Genomic DNA, 19,140 nt, shown 5'->3' with positions numbered 1-19,140 from the left:
GCTTAACCTCTAACCAAACGACAGTTGGTGGTGAGAAATTCTGTTTCTTGGGCAGTCACCACCAGCGAGCGTTGCTCTGCACATAAATATGCTTTTACTTGCCCTTCAAAACTGCTGTCTATGGCACTGGCAATTTTAGCAAGCGATCCTGCAACCGTGTTGTCCAATTGAAACTGGTGCTTAATAACAAAGTCTTGCTCCAGGTTCCATATCACCTGCATGCCTTCAGCTTGAGCGTATTGCGAAATAGCTTCGCGCAGTGTGTTCCCTTCCTGGAACGTACGGTATTTATGTTCGCCGGTCCAATTCTTTTCAACCGGACGGGTTTGGCTAGACATTTGTGCAAGCTTGTTGTCTAAATTAGGATCAACGCCCGCAATATCCAGAACAAAATCTCCCTGCTCATCTTCTGCTGGGTCAGTAGCAGACATACGGAAGTCTCGATAGAACTCACTTAACCCACGTGATACAGACTTTTCTTCCGCTTGCACTTGCGGAACAGGCTCTTGGTCCTGTGTTTGAAGCATGTAAATGAGTACGCCAGCAATGATCACGAGCACTGCTGCTATGCCAATTTGCTTTGCCCAAAACGATGAACTTGAATAACTTGTCTGTCCCATACCTTACCAATGTGTAGCCACTTTTAATCGAAAATCAGCTTATGCTATGTGTATGAACTTAAGCATAATTCTTCTATTTTAGTCTACCTTCGAACGGAAAGCCTATTATTCTATTTATCTAATTTTCATCGCTAGGTGTTTATTCATACTCAGCTATAGTGATTTATACAGCGATTCAGGGTTACCTTCCGGTCTGGTTTTAAATCGCTTGTGCATCCACAAATAGCTTTCTGGCTGTTCTTTAACCGCAGCGTCTACATGTTGATTCAGTAATGTTAGTGCTTCAGCGTCTTCCATATCGCCTAACTGAGAAAGCGGTGGATAGATTTTAATTTTGTAACCGCGTTTGGTGTATTGCGACGTGATGATCATTGGCTCAGAGTGACTACGTCGAATAAACATCAGCGTTGCTGTAGTTGTCGCGGTATCTTTCACCCCACCAAATGGCACAAAGATACTTTGTTTCGGGCCATAATCCTGGTCGGGCAAATACAAACAAAGTTCTTTATCGTCAAGAGCAGCAAGTAAAGCTTTTGCGTTACGCTTATCAATCATGTATTTGTTCGAGCGGTTTCGCCCATGATACTGAAGGTAATCAACGAGAGGGTTGTTGTGTTTGCGATAAAACGCGATGCTTGGACGGAAGAAGCCAATACCTCTACAGGCAAATTCCAGATTCATATTGTGAAGTGCCATACCAAAGACACCTTTGCCATTTGCAAGGGCCGCTTCAACATGCTCAGTGCCTTCAATCTCAATAGCTCGTTTTACGCGCCAGCTAGGCCACCACCATCCCATAGCAGTTTCAAATAGTGCCATGCCTGTACGCCGCACATTTTCTTTGTAAAGCGCCTCTACTTCACTGGCGGAAAGTGTAGGGTTCCAGAGCGTCAAGTTACGCTTTGCGACTTTTGCCCGTTTAGGAACAATTAATGCGATAAGTTTACCGGTACCGCCACCGATAGCGCGTATCACGGGTAAAGGCAACCATGTAATCGTATAAAGAACGAAAACACCTAACCATACAGGCCAAAACTTAGGGCCTAAAAATGCTAGTTTAAATTTAGGAGCTTTAATTGCCGCCGCCAATGTCTGTATCCTTTGAAACGAAGTGGCGGCATTGTAGCAGAAGGTTTTTGGTGGGGCTAATTGAGACAGACAGCCCACAGTGCCCTTGCGATAAATAGAAGCGCTTAAGCAGAGAGAGCCCATACTTGCTTTCTCTGCTTAAGAAACATATTGCTTGTTATCAATACAAACTGAAATCAGGTCACTAATATTCTTTATCGATTTGCTTCAACTTTTTCTCAAACGATTCATATTGTTCTTTTGAGTCATAGTCAAAATGGTATTGATTGTGAAAGCCGAACTGCAGCTTCACATTAACGTCTTCAATGTAAAGCGTATAGCCATCGTGATCTGTAAACGCAGTGATCCCATTAAGCTTATACTGTTCATCTTCTTTCGCGCCATGCTGGCGGATCTTGTCGAAAACCTGAAGTAAGAACTTGCTGTCTAATTCGTTTTTCATTGTAAATCCATTGTTGAGAATTTATCTATTTTTACACAATCAAACGATTTTTGGATTTATCTAGGGCCTATATTTAAAACGACTATGCGAGTTAATAACTACAACCTAAAAGTTGTAGCGAAAACCTAAATTTACAATATGCGCAGAAAAATCATCTTTGCCACCAAAGTAGGTGTATTCCACGCGTACCATCGACTGTAAGCCTAAGTAGTAATCGAAGCCTAGCCCAGCTAATCCTGCGATAATTGTGTCATCGTATCCACACACAGCGGCTTCTGGGCCACAGGTAGAGCTATCTATCGACGCGTGCTCGATGTCAACGCTTGCCACGCCTAATTTATAATACAGCTCACCTTTCTGGCTACTCGCTTTACCTAGTAACGCCAAATAAGGGCCTTTAGATGAGATTGATTGTTCGTCGTTATCTGTATCAATAAAAGAGATATAGCCACCTTCTACATACCACTGACGGTGAAATTGATAGCCTAAAGCAGCTGAATAGCTAATATCAGACTCATTATCTATTTCAGTATCTACGTTGCCAAAGCCAATATTTGCCACTGCATATCCGTTGGCTGATGCTAGTCCAGAAAAACCCAAGCTTGTTATAGCTGCACTTCCAATAAGGAACTTAGCGAAAAATGATGAAAGACGGCGCATTTTAATTACTTCTCCATGTTAAAGAGCGCTCACTATAAAAGACAATGCCTCTGATTAAAACGAACAAACAGAGTTTAGATGAATACAGTTAACTTAAAGCTGCACGAAAAAGCGGGGTTTATACCAGTCTGCATAGATAATTACCCACACAGCGAGAGGTAAAATGTTCGTGATCGCGGCGTGTTACCGCAGGTATAGTGGTTCTACATCAAGGTGACACAACAACCAGAGTGTTTTTTGACCATTAAATATCAGCAATGTTAATCCCTTGCATCACACTTTCGTATAAAAAAGACGCGGATAGTTTATATAACCACATGATTATTTGATAATTTTTACAAAATTTGATCTTTTTTAAATTAGGTGTAGTATAAACCTAAACAACTGGTCAGATGAGCGGATGAGTTATTATGAGTATCAGAACTAGCTTAAAGAAAGTATTACCCCCAATTTCAATCACAGAGCAAGAAGCCTTAGATGCAGGCGACGTGTGGATTGAATCTTCTATTTATCAGGGTAAGCCTGACATGCAGGCGCTACGCGATATCCCTCAGGCAAAACTGAGTGCAGAAGAACAAGCATTCATGGACGGTCCAGTAACCGAGTTGCTGAACATGATCGATGATTTTGAACTAGGCAACGGCAAGCACATTCCTCAGGACGTTTTAGACTTCCTAGGTAAGAACCGCTTCTTCTCTATGATCATTCCAAAGAAATTTGGTGGTCTTGAGTTCAGCCCGTATGCAAACTCTACAATCGTTGCCACTATCGCAGCGAAAAGCGGTGCAATTGCGGTAACCGTAATGGTTCCTAACTCATTAGGTCCAGGCGAGCTACTTATGCACTACGGTACGACCGAGCAGCAAGATTACTGGCTACCTCGTCTAGCAGACGGTCGCGATATTCCGTGCTTTGCGCTAACCAGCCCTGAAGCAGGTTCTGACGCAGGTGCTATTCCTGACGCGGCTATCGTGACTAAAGGCGAATTCAACGGCGAAGAAGTGCTTGGTTTACGTGTAAGCTGGGACAAGCGCTACATTACACTTGCACCAATTGCTACAGTACTTGGTCTTGCATTTAAAGTGTTCGATCCAGACCAACTACTTGGCGACAAACTAGAGCTTGGCATTACCTGTGCCCTTCTACCTAAGTCTCATCCAGGTGTTGAACTTGGTAACCGTCACGACCCAATGGGTGTACGCTTCTACAACGGGACTACTCGTGGTCAAGATGTGTTCATCCCTATGGACTTCATCATTGGTGGTCAAAAGAACATTGGTCGTGGCTGGCAGATGCTAGTTAGCTGTCTAGGTGCAGGTCGTGGTATTTCACTTCCAGCAATGGGCGTAGCGACTGCACAATCTGCATTTAAAGGCACGGTTGAATATTCTTTCGTACGTGAGCAATTCGGTCTTCCAATTGGTCGTTTTGAAGGTATTCAAGAGAAAATGGCAGACATCGCGGGTAAGACTTTCTTACTTGAGGCTATGCGTGTTCTTACAACTGAAGGTCTAGGCCTAGGCGTGAAGCCATCAGTAGTCACCGCTATTGCTAAGTATCACATGACTGAACTAGGTCGTGATGTGATGAACTCTGCTATGGACATCCAGGCAGGTAAAGCGATTCAACGCGGTCCTCAGAATACGTTAGCGGGCGGCTATGCTGCGCTTCCTATCGCGATTACGGTAGAAGGTGCAAACATTCTTACACGAAACCTAATGATCTTCGGTCAAGGTGCAATGCGTTGTCACCCGTACTTGAAAGACATGGTTGACCTAATCCACAGCAACGAAAGTTCAGCGGATGCAGATTTCAACAAAGTACTTCGTAAGACTGTTGGCTTCAGCGTTAAAAATGCTTTCCGCAGCCTAGGTAAAGGCTACCTTCCTTTCCTACGCGAGAGCGAGTCTGCATTACCTGAAGTTCGCAAGTATGAGAAGCGTGTAAACAGCATTTCTGCAAAACTAGCTCCACTTGCTGACTTGTCACTTGCAGTATTAGGCGGTGACCTTAAGAAAGCTGAGCTTTTATCAGCACGTCTAGGTGACGTGATGAGCTACCTATACGGTGCGATGGCAGCGATTCGTTTCTACGAGCAGCGCATTGAAGACAGAAAACTTGCGCTACCGTATTTCGAATACGCTATGCAGTGGTCTTTACAACAAGCTGATCAGGCAATTGTTAACTTTATCAACAATTTCCCGAATACGGCGACACGTGGTCTAATGCGTCTTCTTACAAACACCTACACCAACAGTGTTGCAGGTATTAGCGACGACCTAGTGCGTGAGCTTTCTATTGCATCTATGCAAGATAACAGCGTGAAAGAGCAGCTTACTCACCTTGTTCGCGTTACGCCGGGAGACGGCAACGACATTAACGAGCAAGCGTTTAAAGCGAAGCACGCGGTAGCGCACCTTCTTGGCAAAGTGCAAAAAGCACTTCGCAAAGAGCCTGTAGTGCCGTTCATTTCTTTTGAACATGCACTCAACAAGCTTCAAGAGAAAGGCGTAGTAACGGCTGATGAAGCCGCTAAGCTTCACGACTATAACGAAAAGCGCAAGCTAGCAGTTCGTGTAGACGAATACACGTTCGATATGGAACTTGTTCCAGCGTCTCAAACGCTTAAAGCAATCGACGGCGGTCAAAACGCTGCGTAAACTGTCATAATCGCAGTAACTTGATTAACAAAGCCCCATCCTTGAGATGGGGCTTTTTATTTGCCCGTTAAATTCCCTTTCTATTGTTTCGTTCGTACTCTACCCTTAGCTTATCGTGGTTTTCTTAAACAAGGATTTGTAAAGTGAAAACGATGCGCTTTATTGGCATTCAAACCGTTTCAATATTTTTTATTCTCTTTTTCTCGTCGCTGCTATTCAATTCAAACGCCAGTGCCCAGCACGATGATACTAACTTCGTCATTGGAGAATTAACTCATCCTCGAGTAAGTAGCTTCTATAAACCCCTAATAGCACGTGCGTATCAAGATATCGGCATTGAGGTTACATTCGAAAAAGTGGGTGGGGAAAGAGGCTTACGGCTTTTGAATGAAGGAATGACAGATGCAGATATTACTCGCTATGACGTAGTGTCTCAGCCTGACAATAACATTGTAATTGTTCCTCCAGCACTGTCTCATGGTACCTCATTTCTATTGTGTATACGGGGAGCTGAGTGCAATAAAAGCATAATTCAACAACCAGATAAGGCAATAGCCGTCACTACCCGATTTTTCTTCAATACGCACGCCAAACCTGGCGAGTTAAATGCCAACATCTTTGAATTTGATGACTTTCACCACGTCATAAATTTATTGCTCAACGGGCGATTTGACTACGCTATTTTACCGAGTGACTATTCTGAAGGAGCCATTTTCGAACAATCTGGAATTGAGTATATACCTCTAGTGGAACACGAATTGGTACACGTTATTCATAAGAAACATAGCCATTTAATTGACCAACTTTCTGCAGCAATCACCAAGCAGCTTCAATTACTCAAAACCGCGGAGAGTGAATAAATAAAAAACGCCCGCATCAATTGCGGGCGTTTATTGAACAATAACTAGTACCTTCGCACTAGATATTTGCTCGTTAGTCGAACATATATTTAAGCGACAGTACCGTAGTACGACCATTTAGCGGTCTTCCGCGGACATAATCACCTGTTGAAATCTCTCCAAAAGGTGTTCCTTCTACTTCAGTTACTACAAATTCGTCTGTAGCATTGTTCATGTTTAACGACACTGAAAACTGGTCATTAACCCAATACGTAGCGAATAAGTTTACAAGGTTATAGCCTTCTTGTTTCAGGTCATTATTATCTTGTACGTAGTACTCTGTCGAACCTTGCAGCGAAGCACCAACTGACCAATTGTCAGTGACATACTCAGGTGTAATAGTCCAGATCAAATCAGCTTGACGTCGAGGCGTATTTCCTACGAGCGATTGGTCATTAACATCTTTACTGATTTCAGCATCTGTCCATGTTAAGTTACCTGACATCACAAAATTGTCAGTTGCATTCCAACGACCTTCTAGCTCAAGACCAGTTGCTTCGTATTCACGCATGAAAGTTAGACCACTTGTTACTTCTGCTTGCGTATCTTCAGTAACAGTATCAAACAAGGTTGCGTTAACCATCAGGTCTCTCGTACCGTATTTGTAACCTACCTCGAATTGCTTCGTTGTATCATAACCCGATGTTGTACTTGTTAAGCTGCCGTCTGTATTCAATGTACCGCCTATCTGCAATAAACGATCGGCTATAGCACGGCCACCTTTTGAGTAACGAGCAAAGAATGTCTGACTGGCGCTTAGCAGGTACGAACCACCGATTGAATAAGACGTATTATTCGCACTGTAATCAACAATTTGAGAAGACGCACCGGCGCGATTTAAGTTGATAACACCACCGCTAATGAAGCCGCTGTTGATTGCTGAAGCATCTTCAATTTGCTCAATAGTTCCGTTACCGTTTAGGTCGAAGTCAGCATTTCCGCCGCAGCATGAGCTGATGAGTTCACCTGAAGCTTCGGTCGTGTCATGACGTACCGATGCATCAATAAGAATGTTATCTGACAACTCAAAACCAACGTTCATGTACGGCGCTTTTGTTACATAGTTTAAGTCCCACTCATACGAAAGGAAGCTTGGCGACAGTAAACCGTTTGACACGAGTTCGACACCATCGCCATCTGTAATTGTCAGAAGCTGCGAATTGTCACCGTCTAGGGTCTGAATAAATGTCTGCCAGCTTGACCAACTTGTGGCGATGTCCTGGTTTGAGTAGTAATAACCTACTGTGAGGTCGATACCGTTATCAAATTCTTTACGCAAGCTGAAATCGTTGATCATGTTACCCAAATCGTTGATTCGAGTGTCGAACTGAAGGTTTGTAAATGCTTGTCCTGTGTACATTTCACCAGCGCCAGGTCCGTTCGCGAGCACAACACTTGTGCTGTCGCAATTCAGCGCATTTCCGTCACCGTCAGTAGCGCCGGCACAAAGTGCAGAAGCGAAATTCGATACATCGCCAGGGCCCGCTGGGAATCCATCAGTAAATGGAGCAATAAAACCACCTGAGATATCTGAAATACGGAACTTGTTTAATAAGAACAAGTTTTCAGCCACTTCGAGGTCAACTTCAACGCCAAATGAGCTTACTTTTGATTCGATGCCATCGCGAACGTCGCGATTCTCTGGATTACCATAGCTGTCAAAAGTAGAAATGTTTGTGTTGTAAGCTGAGTTTAATGCCTGTGAGCTAGCATCGTAACCAGGTACTGGGCCATATTCACCATCGCCTTTCACCAATACCGGAGAAGGTAGGTATGTTGATACTTTGTCATCAAGATTTTTATAGAAGAAACGGATGTGACCGTTATCTAGCATCTTAGTGATATTGAACTTAACCTGACCGCCTTGGTCGCCATTGTATCCCGTTTCTCGCGGACCCTCTCCACCACGGGCAAAGCCAGCAATGTGGTAGTAAAGGTCGTCGCTAATTTCACCGCCATAGCGAAAATCTAAACGAAACTCTTCGTAATCGACGCCAAATGACGTTCCAATGGCACCGCCACCTACTTCGCCCGTGTTACTGATCAAGTTAATAACACCGCCTGGCGAGTTACTTGCGAATGTTGACGCTGAACCACCGCGTACTGCTTCCACATTCGCTACTGACCAGTCGTAGCGTAAAAAGTTATCGGCATTGCCAAAGTTAATATCACCATATTCTAAAACAGGTAAACCGTCTTCATGGATTTGTAAGAATTTAGAACCACCCGTCGCAAGTGGAATACCGCGAATAGTAATATTTGCGTTACCGCCACCGCCTGAAGACTCGGCACGAATACCGGGTAACGCGCGAAATACCTCAGCGGTAGAACGGGGAGCTAGTTTAAGAATATCGTCTTCATCGAATGCACTTACAGAAACACTAGCTTCTTGCATCGTTGCACCACCCGGTGCAGCGGTAACCACAATCTGTTCGAATTTTTCTTTCGACTTTGCGTCAGCATCAGCTGTTGATGATTCCTGTGCGATAACCGAGCCCGAAAAAGCGGCGCAAATCGCTAGGGTCAAAGCGTTGAGTGTGTGATTTTTGTTCATTTTTTCTCCGGCAATGTGTTGAATTTGTTAAACCCAAGGTAGCCTCTGCCCCTTTAACGTAGGGAGGCGGCAATACGATCCAAACTTAATCGATTAAGAATTTATAACAAATGAACAACATTGTAAACATCCTGTGAAAAGTTTTTACTCTTGTGCAGCGCCTTATTTAACTTTTATATACTAAAGTTTTATCTATATTTAGCCCATACTACAATCATTTAGTGCACTTAAGTTTGTACGCTAGGCTCTATTCTGTACGACTAAATTTTCTTTTGAAGTAATGCATTAGTTTTGAGTCAGAATGTGATTAAGGCCTTATCCGGTTGATCACGTTTCAAGAATCAATATCACAAACTGAAATAGAACGAGACACCACCGACATGCTAATTGGCAATAGCTTTGTCGGCTTCTTGATGACGATATTTGCCTTTTCTGGCCTTGTATTTTTTTGAAAGCGACTCCCTTCAACAATTGATGCTAGCGGGAAATTTTTTATACTAGGTGTGCTTGGCTTGGTTTTTTGATTTGGTATTTTCGCCAGTGCTTTTCGCTACCATCGCTTTTTCATCAGTACATTACACCTTAAAGCTAAGAATAATAGTTTGATGGAACTAATGCGTATTGAGCGCAGTGAAACAGTTAAAGTAAACAAACTACTCATAGCTTCAAACGAAAAGCTCGATGCATCTAACGCCATCGCTATGTTCCCCGTCCATGGCGACAGTGCTGTTGATTTAATTCAACAGGCCGACCTGATTATGTATGATCAAAAGCGTAAGCAAAGAGGCTCTATTGGCGTGTTTAATGAAACGTTGCACAGCGAAATAAAGCGAGAGCAGCGCCGTTCAATTTTATTAAAATTGATCGCTCTTTTATACAGAATAGCTCTGAAGAGAGTGATACCATAATAAGAGCAACACTTTTAATGGCTAAAGAGTTTGGCTGTAAAACCATTGCAGAGGGCATCGAAACTGAGCAGCAAAGGCAACACTTGTCCCAGCTTGGAACCGACTATTTGCAAGGCTTTTACTTCGCTAGACCAATGAACGCCAACGACCTTATTTCTTGGTATAACGAAAACTACTAATAACCATGGCTCAACTTTATTTTTATTACTCTGCAATGAACGCAGGGAAGTCTACATCACTCCTCCAATCAGCTTATAACTACCGTGAACGCGGTATGCATTCCGTGATTTATACCGCAGCGCTAGATGATCGGTACGGCGTTGGGAAAGTCACTTCTCGTATCGGCTTACAAGCAGATGCCAAGCTATACGCAAAAGGCGATGATTTGTTTGCCTCAATAAGCAAAGACTGCGAAGCGTTAAAGCCCGACTGCATTTTTATTGACGAAGCACAGTTCTTAACAAAGGCACAAGTAAAGCAGCTAGTGGACGTAGTTGATGAACTTGATGTGCCGGTACTAGCCTACGGCCTGCGTACCGACTTTTTAGGTGAAACCTTTGAAGGCAGTCATTATTTGCTGGCTTGGGCAGATAAACTATCTGAACTAAAAACCGTTTGCCATTGCGGTAAAAAAGCAAGTTTCGTGGTGCGTTTAGACGAAAATGGCAATGCAGTAAAAAATGGTGATCAAGTACAAATTGGCGGCAACGACACCTATGAATCAATGTGTCGCAAGCATTTTAAAGAACTGGTTTGGGACTAAACCCCAACGTCAAGTAACCTAACTAACATAAGCGGTCATTGAACCTCATATCTGTTGCGGGCTATAGCATTTATTGTCCGCTTCTCATTCTCTAAAAAATTTGCCACTCCCCCTTCTGCTCTTTGCCAGATTTCAATCGGCGTTATCCAAACTTTCTCGGTACTATCTAGAGGTAGCAAGAAAAAGCATTAAGCATTCTTGCTAGCCACGAGTAGCCGTTTATGCCCTATATTTGAATACACTCTTCTTAAACAATTAAGAAAACACTTGCGTATGAGTAAAACAACTACTATTGTTAAAACGTTGTAAATAATAAAACCTTTGTTTAACACACTCAGCAAGGTATGACTCATGAAGCACACCAGTACGTTTAAACCTGCGTTAATCGCTATTTCAATTACCGCCGCCCTTAACAGCGGTTCAGTAGTAGCACAAGACACACCAGACGACGAACAAGTAGAAATTATTCAAGTTTCGGGGATTCGAGGCTCTTTGATGCGCGCCCAAGCGGTGAAAATGGACAACGACTCCATTGTTGAGGCCATTTCCGCAGAAGACATTGGTAAGCTTCCAGACTCTTCAATCGCAGAATCACTTGCCCGCTTGCCAGGCCTATCAGGTGAGCGCGTAGGCGGACGAACGTCTGGTATTTCGGTACGTGGCTTCAAAGAAGACTTTACCGGCACCTCGCTGAACGGACGAGAGCTTATCGGTATTGGCGATAACCGTGGCGTAGAGTACGACTTATACCCTGCTGAAATCATGACAGGTGCCACAATTTACAAAACCTCTGACGCGTCGCTTATTGTCCAAGGTATTGGCGGTACAGTAGACTTGCAAACGGTACGCCCACTAGCAGCCCAGGAAACCCTTACCGTCACTGGGGTCTACGAACTTGGTGGCAACGATTCAGATAATCCAGAGTTCGACAATAGCGGCAACCGTTTTGCCCTTTCCTTTGTAGAAAAGTTTGCAGATGACACGGTAGGTCTCGCACTTGCCATTGCATCAACGGAGTCCCCCAGAAACGAGAGAAAATACGGTGTTTGGGGATATGGTGAGAATGACGATGGTCAGGTGCTTCCGTTTGGTTTAGACACTCAGGCCATTAGCCGCGTGCTAGAACGCGACACGATTTCAGCCATTCTTCAATGGCGTCCCACCGATAGACTAGACATTGTTTTTGATGCGCTAGATATTGATTATTCCGACTCAGGTGTTATTCGCGGTTTCATCGAACCCTTCGCTGCGGCAAATGTAAGCGGTACAGGCATTAACAACTCGGGCACGCAAGTTAACGCGAATCCAGTACTGCGTACAGATCCCGCGCAAAAAGATGGCGAGCTTCAAACCTTCGGTTTAAATATCAAATACGACATAACCGATGAGTGGTCTCTTACTTTAGACGTGGCAGACAGTGAGTCGAACAAACGTGACTTGCGTGGTGAATCATACGCTGGTTTAGCGCGTTCTGGTGCGCTCGGCGAAGGGCAACTAGGTTCACGTCAATTCGAAATGAGCACTGATGGTATTTACTTTACCGGCAGTAGCGGCCTTGATGCATTCTCTGATCCCACCATGTTACAGCTTGCGGGTCCTCAAGTTTGGGGGGGCGGTATGGCTAACATTGCCGATCAGTTTACCACCGATGTTCTACAGGCAAATGGTCAACCTTACAGCTATTTCAACGCCCAAGACGGCTTCCTGAACTTTGCTGATTTTGAAGAAGAGCTGACCACAATACGTTTTGAGGCAGTTGGTTATGTAGATTGGGGAATCTTCAACACTTTTACGGCCGGCGTAAACTATAGCGACCGATTCAAAGCAAAAGATAACAAAGGTTTCTTCGCAACCGCATCATCTTATCCATTTTCTGAAGCGATCCCTGAGCAGTATCTGTACAACGGCTTAGCTGACTTAACCTGGGCTGGCATGGGTTACGTTGTAGCCTACGACGGCTTTGCCCCTTACAACGATGGTGAATATACGCTTAATGATGCAGGGCTTCTAGAGCCTGATCGTTTAGGTGATACCTACACCATTGATGAAGAAGTAACTACATTATACGCCCAGCTAGACTTTGAGACTGAAGTTCAAGGTTTCAATGTAAAAGGTAACGTGGGTGCACAATATGTACAAACGGACCAAAGCTCAACGGGTTTCATTGGTATTGTAGGCCCGAACTTTGCCGTGTGTGACGACGATGGCAACCAAGTGGTTGATGCGGACTGTGTTATTACCGATGGCGACGATTACTCTCACTTCCTACCTAGCCTGAACGTAAGTGTCGAACTTAATGAGAATCGCTACCTGCGCTTGGCGGCATCGAAAACCATTAGTCGAGCGCGTATCGACCAAATGAAAGCATCGGGCTTTGTTAAGTTTGATCAAAATATTGAGCTGATTGCTACAGAGAATTCTGAGGCGGCGGTGAGAGAGTTCGGGTCGCCTTGGTCTAAATTTACGGGTAACCCAACCCTTCGTCCGTTAGAAGCCAACAACTTTGACATTTCATTTGAAAACTACTTCGAGGAAGAAGGTTATGTCTCGATTGCGCTTTTCTATAAAGATTTGGTCAATTGGACCCGCGACGGTAACCAGCTTATTGATTTCACGAATGACGTGACCAATGACGGTGCTAACTACTTCATTCCTGGATTCCATGACAGAATCGTAGACGTTGCGGGTAACTACGGCCCGCAAGACACGCCTTACGAAGTGGGCGATTTAGTAACTCCGCCAGACCAGGGCTTCTATTCATTCTTCGAAGATGGCCTAAAAGGTGAAATGAAAGGGGTTGAGCTAACAGCCAATATTCCTTTAAGAATGCTCACTGACTCTCTGGATGGATTTGGTATTGCCGCTTCTGCAACAATCCTAGATGCGGAGCTTGAAGATGGAACAGCCATTCCAGGCCAATCAGACAATACGTACAGCATTACAGCGTACTATGAGATGAACGGCTTTGAGATTAGGGTTGCGGCAACCGATCGTTCTGAGTTCCTCACATATCAGCGTGGAGGTTCAAACAAAATTGAGCCAGCAACTCGTAACGCCGTTACCCAAGTCGATGCTCAAATTAGCTACGATTTTGCAGATAGCGGAATTGAGTACTTGGAAGGGCTAAGAGTATCGTTACAAGGCGTCAACCTGACTGATGAGAAAGAAGAAACCATTGATGATGCGGGCATTGTTACGCTCCGCCGCGAATTTGGTCCTTCTTATATGCTAAACCTCAACTATTCGTTCTATTAAAAGGGACCATCCCTTTTGAACGTACGAAAATAATGGCACGCATCTTTAGATAGTGGATACGTGCCTTGCATTACTGCCATGTAAAGTGTGGCAGTAATGCGCAACTCTGATACTGTTTAATTTCACCCTTCTTTTATTGCAGAGCCTTTAATGACAACACCACACCGAATTGTTATTGCTGGAGGCGGCACAGCAGGTTGGATGGCTGCCAACCTTTTAGCTCACCGTTGGGCTAATCAAGCTGTGACCATCACACTCATAGAATCAGAAGACATTGGCACAATAGGCGTAGGCGAAGGCTCGACACCTACTCTCAAGCGTTTCTTCCAAACTCTTGATATTCCTGAGTATGATTGGATGGAAGAGTGCCAAGCAACGTATAAAGTTAATATCAAGTTCACGGGCTGGAATGGCAATAATTCACACAGCTACTCTCACCCCTTTATTAGCCAGTTAGATGTTTTTAGTGAACGGGCATTTCACGTTAACGCCTTAACCAGAAGACTGGGCCTCGATGTTGAAACTCGACCTGATAAGTTTCTTATGGCTGGATATTTGGCAAAGAAAAACCTTGCTCCACTTCCCTCACATAATTTTCCATTCGATATAGAATACGGCTACCATTTTGACTCTCTAAAACTTGGACGATTCTTACGCGAGCGCGCTAAATCAAAAGGCGTATCTCACGTTGTTGGTAATATTGAATCGGTGCGTACCACACCATCTGGCGACATTTCACATCTCGTTTGTCAAGACGGACAAAAACTTGATGGAGACCTGTTCATAGATTGCACGGGTTTTTCAGGGCTCATTTTACAAAAGACGCTAGGCGTACCGTTTAGGGACTTTAGTGACAACCTATTCAATGACTCGGCCGTTGTGTTGCCTACACCAGCATGCGCTAATTTACCGGTTGAAACCGAATCGGTTGCCATGTCGAACGGTTGGCGTTGGCAGATACCCCTTCGCAACCGCACGGGAAACGGGTATGTGTATAGTCAGCAGTACCAAGAGAATGACGCTGCAGAATGTGAGTTGCGACGCGCATTGGGGATGGAAAATACCGACGTTGAAGCAAAGCATTTATCTATGCGTGTAGGGCAATGTGAAAGGCATTGGGAGAAGAATTGTCTTGCACTAGGCTTGTCGCAAGGGTTTATTGAACCTTTAGAAGCAACGGCACTACACCTAGTTCAAACGAGCATCGAGCTTTTCGCGGACAACTATTCTTTCAACGAAAATAGTGCTCAACAGAGACAGGCGTTTAATCAGGAAGTTTCAGAGCGCTTTGAACGCGTCCGAGATTATATCGTGTGTCATTACAAGCTAAACGGGCGCAACGACAGTGACTATTGGAGAGACAACAGAGCTAACATGAAGCTGTCCGAATCACTGCTTAGTTTACTAGATGTGTGGTACAGAAAAGGGGATATTGTTGAGGAAATAAAGCGCCAAGGTATTGGTCGACATTTCAGCACTACGTCGTGGCACTGTTTGTTGTCTGGCTATGGTGTATTCCCGCCACCGGCACTCAATCAGCCCGCTTCTTTGAAGGAAAGCGGCGATCTTTTTGAAGAAAAGAAACTTGCCGCATTTTTTAATCGCTGCTCGTTAAACTTTGATAAGCAATCTACCTTATTTAACGCGGGCTGAACCTCTTGGCTCAGCCTATACCGTCTCGCCGACTTGCAATTCAAAAGGCAGCGTACTCTTTGCTGTTATTTGATTAAGCAGTGCTTTTGTTGCTTCTACGCCTTTGCCACTGCTGGATTGGCAAACTGTAGTAAGACGCGGGCGCGCACGCTCGGCTTCCCCAATACCATCAAACCCTGTAATTTTCAGCTCTTCCGGTACCTTAATATTCATATCCAAGGCTAAGTGAAGTAGCTCAAGGGCTATAATGTCACTCATACACAAAACCACATTAGGTCTTGGAGAGCTGGTCAGGACTTCTTTGGCTGCCTGTCTTGCAAAGTGTCTGTCACTTTCTGGAAGGTGCCAAATACGCTCATTGCTTACCGTGATGTTCTTTTCTTCAGCGGCCCTTAAATAACCATCAAGTCGACGGTGAGCAATTGAGCTGTCTACGTCAATCAACGGACTATCGTAAATACGACATGTAGAAGGCGAGTCAATCAGGCGAAGCCCAAAGATTGCCACATTGTCACCTTCATTTAACGCATGAGACGCAACGCGATAGGCCGCCTCTTCGTTATCAATATTAATAGATGGCTTGTCTTCGATATCAAAGTCAACGGTGACCACAGGTTTTGGCGACACTGCCAACTCCGCTACCAATTTGCTGTTGCGCGGTTGTCCGTAACAGATAAAACCATCAACAAAATCTACAACATCAAGAATGCTGTCAGAGTCGCCCGCGTACAGTAACAAATGCTTGCCATTTTCTTGAAGCGCAGAAGAAACACCTTTAATAAAAGTACTCGCGACGGGGTCACTCACCATATATGAAATGCTGTCGGCTAATACTAAAGCCACAATATTTGATGTGCCCTTTCTGAGGATCTGTGCTGCTTTATTGGGGCCGCTGTAACCAATCTTTTTGCACTGCGCTAAAATCTCTTCGCGCTTCGCTTTTGATAATTGGTCCGGGCGGTTAAACGCATTTGAAATGGTTGCCGTTGAAACGCCCAACTGTTCAGCAACATCTTTTAGGGTAAGTTTTGTTTTATTCATTATTTTTAGCTCTTTTCACGAAACTAACTACCCAGATTTAAAAACAAAAAAGGGTAGCAAGCGTGCGCTCTGACTACCCTCTGACTATATCATTAACTTAAACGTTTAACGCGTGAAATTTAGCGCTAATTCGATGAGTTGTGTAACAAATTGCTCAATGGCTTAATTTTTAGAGATTTTCGCTCTTAGCGCGTGCCAAAGATTTTGTCTCCAGCATCTCCTAATCCCGGTAGGATATAGCCTTTCTCATTCAATCTATCATCGATTGCGGCGGTAAAGATATCAACATCAGGGTGTGCTTCAACAACGGCTTTAATGCCTTCAGGCGCAGCAACAAGGAATAGTCCCATTATTTTTCGACAGCCTTTCTTTTTCAAAAGGTCGATTGTTGCAATCAACGTACCGCCAGTGGCTAGCATCGGGTCAACAATTAGTGCAGTACGTTCATCAATGTTTTTAACCACTTTATCAAAGTAGGCGACCGGCTGAAGCGTATCTTCATCACGGTACAGACCCACTACGCTAATCTTCGCATTTGGAATTAGTTCAAGTACCCCTTCAAGCATACCTAGGCCTGCACGAAGAATAGGAACGACAGTAATTTTTTTGCCTTTAATTTGTCTTACTTCTACCTCATCGCCCGACCAACTTTTAATCGTCGCTCTTTCAGTAGGCAGTGTTCGCGTTGCTTCATAAGTCAGAAGGTTCCCTACTTCAGAGGCAAGCTCGCGAAAGTCTTTGCTGCTAATTTTAGCGTATCGCATAAGCCCTAGTTTGTGCGCAATAAGCGGGTGGGTAATTTCGTGAACGGCCATGTAAGACTCCTTGTAATCGATTTAGCTATATTTTAACCCAGAAGTATTTTAGTTAAAGCGATTAGTCGTAAAAATATGTTTATTCAATGCTTTAAAACGCCACATCAACGCTAGACAGAGTGGATAAATGCTATAACCTAGTGCGTAGGCTATAGCCACAGTTCGTGGCGCAATTCACGATCATGAATGTATAGCGCTCGCTATGAATTGTCGTAGTTACGCGCTAATGAGATCGATTGAGAAAGTTTCAGGAAGTTCAATTTTCTCATAACAGCCGAATCAAACTTACTATTCAAACCATGTTTATCTATGTCAAAAGGAATTGTTTATGCATTCTTACGCTAAACGTTTTCGCTATTTTGCTGTAATGGCACTGAGTTTCTGTGCCCATAATGCCTTTGCACAATGGGAGCAAATCACTCCTGAAAATGAGGTGGTGGTATCAGTACCTGGCGGCGGTGAAAAAACCGTGTACCCATCATGTTCTCTTCCCGCTTTACCGGGACCAGAGGGGTTAGCACCCAACCCATTCTCGTTTTATTTCGAACAAGGAGAAAGTGATAACCTACTTATCTACTTCAATGGTGGCGGCGCCTGCTGGGACAGTGCCACTTGCTTAGCGTCAATGCAGCTTGAGTTTGACGACAACCCGATGTCGCGAGCCGCATATAACCCATCAGCCGTAATCGAAAATACGCCATTTATTTCAGGCGGAATATTTGAAGATACACAAGAGAACCCTTTTCAAACTTGGTCAAAAGTTTTCATTCCCTACTGTACTGGCGACCTACACTTAGGCTCAAAAGACACGCAGTACGTTGACGAGCTTGGTATCGTTACAGGTCTACCTGGTGCCGAAGTTACTTTAAAGCACCGTGGTCACGACAACGCGCTAGTTGTTATGCAGTGGATTAAAGAAAAACTGAACAACGATGATTTATCACCCAACAAAGTTCTACTCAGTGGAAGCAGTGCGGGCGGTTATGGTGCAACGTTCAACTTCCCCTACTTCCAATCGCTGTTTGGTCGCACAAAGGTTGCCCTCTTCGCTGATGCGTCGCTTGGTGTTATATCCCGAGGCTTTACGCAAACAGTCCTAAACTATCAAGGGCCATGGGGGATAGAAGATACACTACCACGTAATTTCCAATCACTGATTGGCAATTTTAACCATCTAACGCTCAATAAGCAGGTGATGCTGCGATTAGCTTATCAGTACCCTTGGAACCGTTTTGCGCAATATTCAACAGGAACCGACATTGTTCAAATTCAGTTTTCTAAAATCTCTGATCAGGTCTCTAGAGGTAATTTAGACCCAACGACATGGGGTGTAACAGAATCTGATTTAGGCTACATACTTGGCTGGCAGCTTCAGGCTAATGCGTCACTTCATGCGCTGTCAGCTTTCACTTGGAATTATCAATTTTACCTTGGTGAAGGCACCTGCCACATGGTGCTAAACGATTTTTGTGAAGATAATGCCTTCCCAGTATCCTCACCTAGCCCATTTTATCATGAGCAGAGTGCGCGAGGTATTTCCTTTAACGAATGGCTACACACCTTTGCTACGTCACGCCGCTTTAGAGAAAATAGCGCGGCATACTATCACTAGGATACGTAGTGCGAACTTGTATTAAAAAGTAATCAATAACATGGCAAGTCCAACCCAGCAGTGGTTGGACTTGCCATATTTATACCTGCGGTAACACGCCGCGATTACGAACATTTTAAGTCTCACTGAATGGGTAATTATCTATGAGGACTGGTATTAAAACTAGGAT

Annotated in this window: 15 protein-coding genes; 8 read left to right on the top strand and 7 right to left on the bottom strand. The window is 44.2% G+C overall.

What is annotated here, in order from left to right; genetic code table 11:
- Positions 1–2 precede the first annotated feature (2 nt).
- The 4 genes from NO989_RS11155 to NO989_RS11140 form a co-directional block, all read right to left on the bottom strand.
- A complete protein-coding gene (locus tag NO989_RS11155) occupies positions 3–620 on the bottom strand; it encodes a TcpQ domain-containing protein (protein WP_371342532.1) in 618 nt (205 codons plus the stop codon).
- Between the two features lie 153 nt (positions 621–773).
- Positions 774–1,709 (bottom strand): LpxL/LpxP family Kdo(2)-lipid IV(A) lauroyl/palmitoleoyl acyltransferase, encoded by a 936-nt coding sequence (gene lpxL / locus NO989_RS11150; RefSeq protein WP_014950254.1) that lies wholly within the window; start codon positions 1,707–1,709, stop codon positions 774–776.
- A 184-nt stretch (positions 1,710–1,893) separates the two neighbouring features.
- The gene (locus tag NO989_RS11145) at positions 1,894–2,151 is read right to left on the bottom strand and encodes a DUF3081 domain-containing protein (protein ID WP_014950255.1); all 258 of its coding nucleotides are present in this window, start codon (positions 2,149–2,151) and stop codon (positions 1,894–1,896) included.
- Positions 2,152–2,256: 105 nt separating this feature from the next.
- Positions 2,257–2,811, bottom strand: a complete 555-nt coding sequence (locus NO989_RS11140) for an outer membrane protein (RefSeq protein WP_014979895.1) — start codon at positions 2,809–2,811, stop codon at positions 2,257–2,259.
- A 410-nt stretch (positions 2,812–3,221) separates the two neighbouring features.
- On the opposite strand from NO989_RS11140, the gene NO989_RS11135 reads away from it, so the two are divergent.
- Positions 3,222–5,471 carry an acyl-CoA dehydrogenase gene (locus NO989_RS11135; RefSeq protein ID WP_371342530.1) on the top strand — a complete coding sequence of 750 codons (2,250 nt, stop codon included), beginning with the start codon at positions 3,222–3,224 and terminating at the stop codon, positions 5,469–5,471.
- 152 nt (positions 5,472–5,623) lie between these two features.
- Entirely contained in the window at positions 5,624–6,331 is a 708-nt protein-coding gene (locus NO989_RS11130) for a hypothetical protein (RefSeq protein WP_371342553.1), read from the top strand.
- A 73-nt stretch (positions 6,332–6,404) separates the two neighbouring features.
- On the opposite strand, the gene NO989_RS11125 is transcribed toward NO989_RS11130, so the two are convergent.
- The gene (locus NO989_RS11125) at positions 6,405–8,924 is read right to left on the bottom strand and encodes a TonB-dependent receptor (protein WP_371342529.1); all 2,520 of its coding nucleotides are present in this window, start codon (positions 8,922–8,924) and stop codon (positions 6,405–6,407) included.
- Between the two features lie 605 nt (positions 8,925–9,529).
- Here NO989_RS11125 and NO989_RS11120 point away from each other — a divergent pair.
- From NO989_RS11120 to NO989_RS11100, 5 genes are all read left to right on the top strand, one after another.
- Positions 9,530–9,832, top strand: a complete 303-nt coding sequence (locus NO989_RS11120; RefSeq protein WP_371342528.1) for a hypothetical protein — start codon at positions 9,530–9,532, stop codon at positions 9,830–9,832.
- On the top strand, positions 9,778–10,011 hold the full coding sequence (locus NO989_RS11115) for an EAL domain-containing protein (RefSeq protein WP_371342552.1): 234 nt from the start codon (positions 9,778–9,780) through the stop codon (positions 10,009–10,011). Before NO989_RS11120 ends, NO989_RS11115 begins: the two co-directional genes overlap by 55 nt.
- A 5-nt stretch (positions 10,012–10,016) precedes the next feature.
- Positions 10,017–10,595, top strand: a complete 579-nt coding sequence (locus NO989_RS11110) for a thymidine kinase (protein WP_014950261.1) — start codon at positions 10,017–10,019, stop codon at positions 10,593–10,595.
- Positions 10,596–10,946: 351 nt separating this feature from the next.
- Positions 10,947–13,850, top strand: a complete 2,904-nt coding sequence (locus NO989_RS11105; RefSeq protein WP_278344690.1) for a TonB-dependent receptor — start codon at positions 10,947–10,949, stop codon at positions 13,848–13,850.
- A gap of 150 nt (positions 13,851–14,000) precedes the next feature.
- Positions 14,001–15,503 (top strand): tryptophan halogenase family protein, encoded by a 1,503-nt coding sequence (locus NO989_RS11100; RefSeq protein ID WP_278344691.1) that lies wholly within the window; start codon positions 14,001–14,003, stop codon positions 15,501–15,503.
- Positions 15,504–15,518: 15 nt separating this feature from the next.
- Here the strand turns inward: NO989_RS11100 and NO989_RS11095 are convergent, their stop codons facing one another.
- Both NO989_RS11095 and upp read right to left on the bottom strand, forming a co-directional pair.
- The gene (locus NO989_RS11095) at positions 15,519–16,544 is read right to left on the bottom strand and encodes a LacI family DNA-binding transcriptional regulator (RefSeq protein WP_278344692.1); all 1,026 of its coding nucleotides are present in this window, start codon (positions 16,542–16,544) and stop codon (positions 15,519–15,521) included.
- A gap of 185 nt (positions 16,545–16,729) precedes the next feature.
- Positions 16,730–17,359: a uracil phosphoribosyltransferase gene (upp, locus tag NO989_RS11090; RefSeq protein WP_156086701.1), complete on the bottom strand. Its 630-nt coding sequence runs from the start codon at positions 17,357–17,359 to the stop codon at positions 16,730–16,732.
- A 328-nt stretch (positions 17,360–17,687) separates the two neighbouring features.
- Between upp and NO989_RS11085 the strand changes: the two genes are divergently transcribed.
- Positions 17,688–18,971 carry a pectin acetylesterase-family hydrolase gene (locus tag NO989_RS11085; protein WP_156086702.1) on the top strand — a complete coding sequence of 428 codons (1,284 nt, stop codon included), beginning with the start codon at positions 17,688–17,690 and terminating at the stop codon, positions 18,969–18,971.
- The last annotated feature ends 169 nt before the right edge of the window (positions 18,972–19,140 follow it).

The organism is Alteromonas sp. DY56-G5, assembly GCF_041414725.1.
GTDB classification, from domain to species: Bacteria; Pseudomonadota; Gammaproteobacteria; order Enterobacterales; family Alteromonadaceae; genus Alteromonas; species Alteromonas macleodii.
This window is presented reverse-complemented; position numbering and strand designations above follow the sequence as displayed.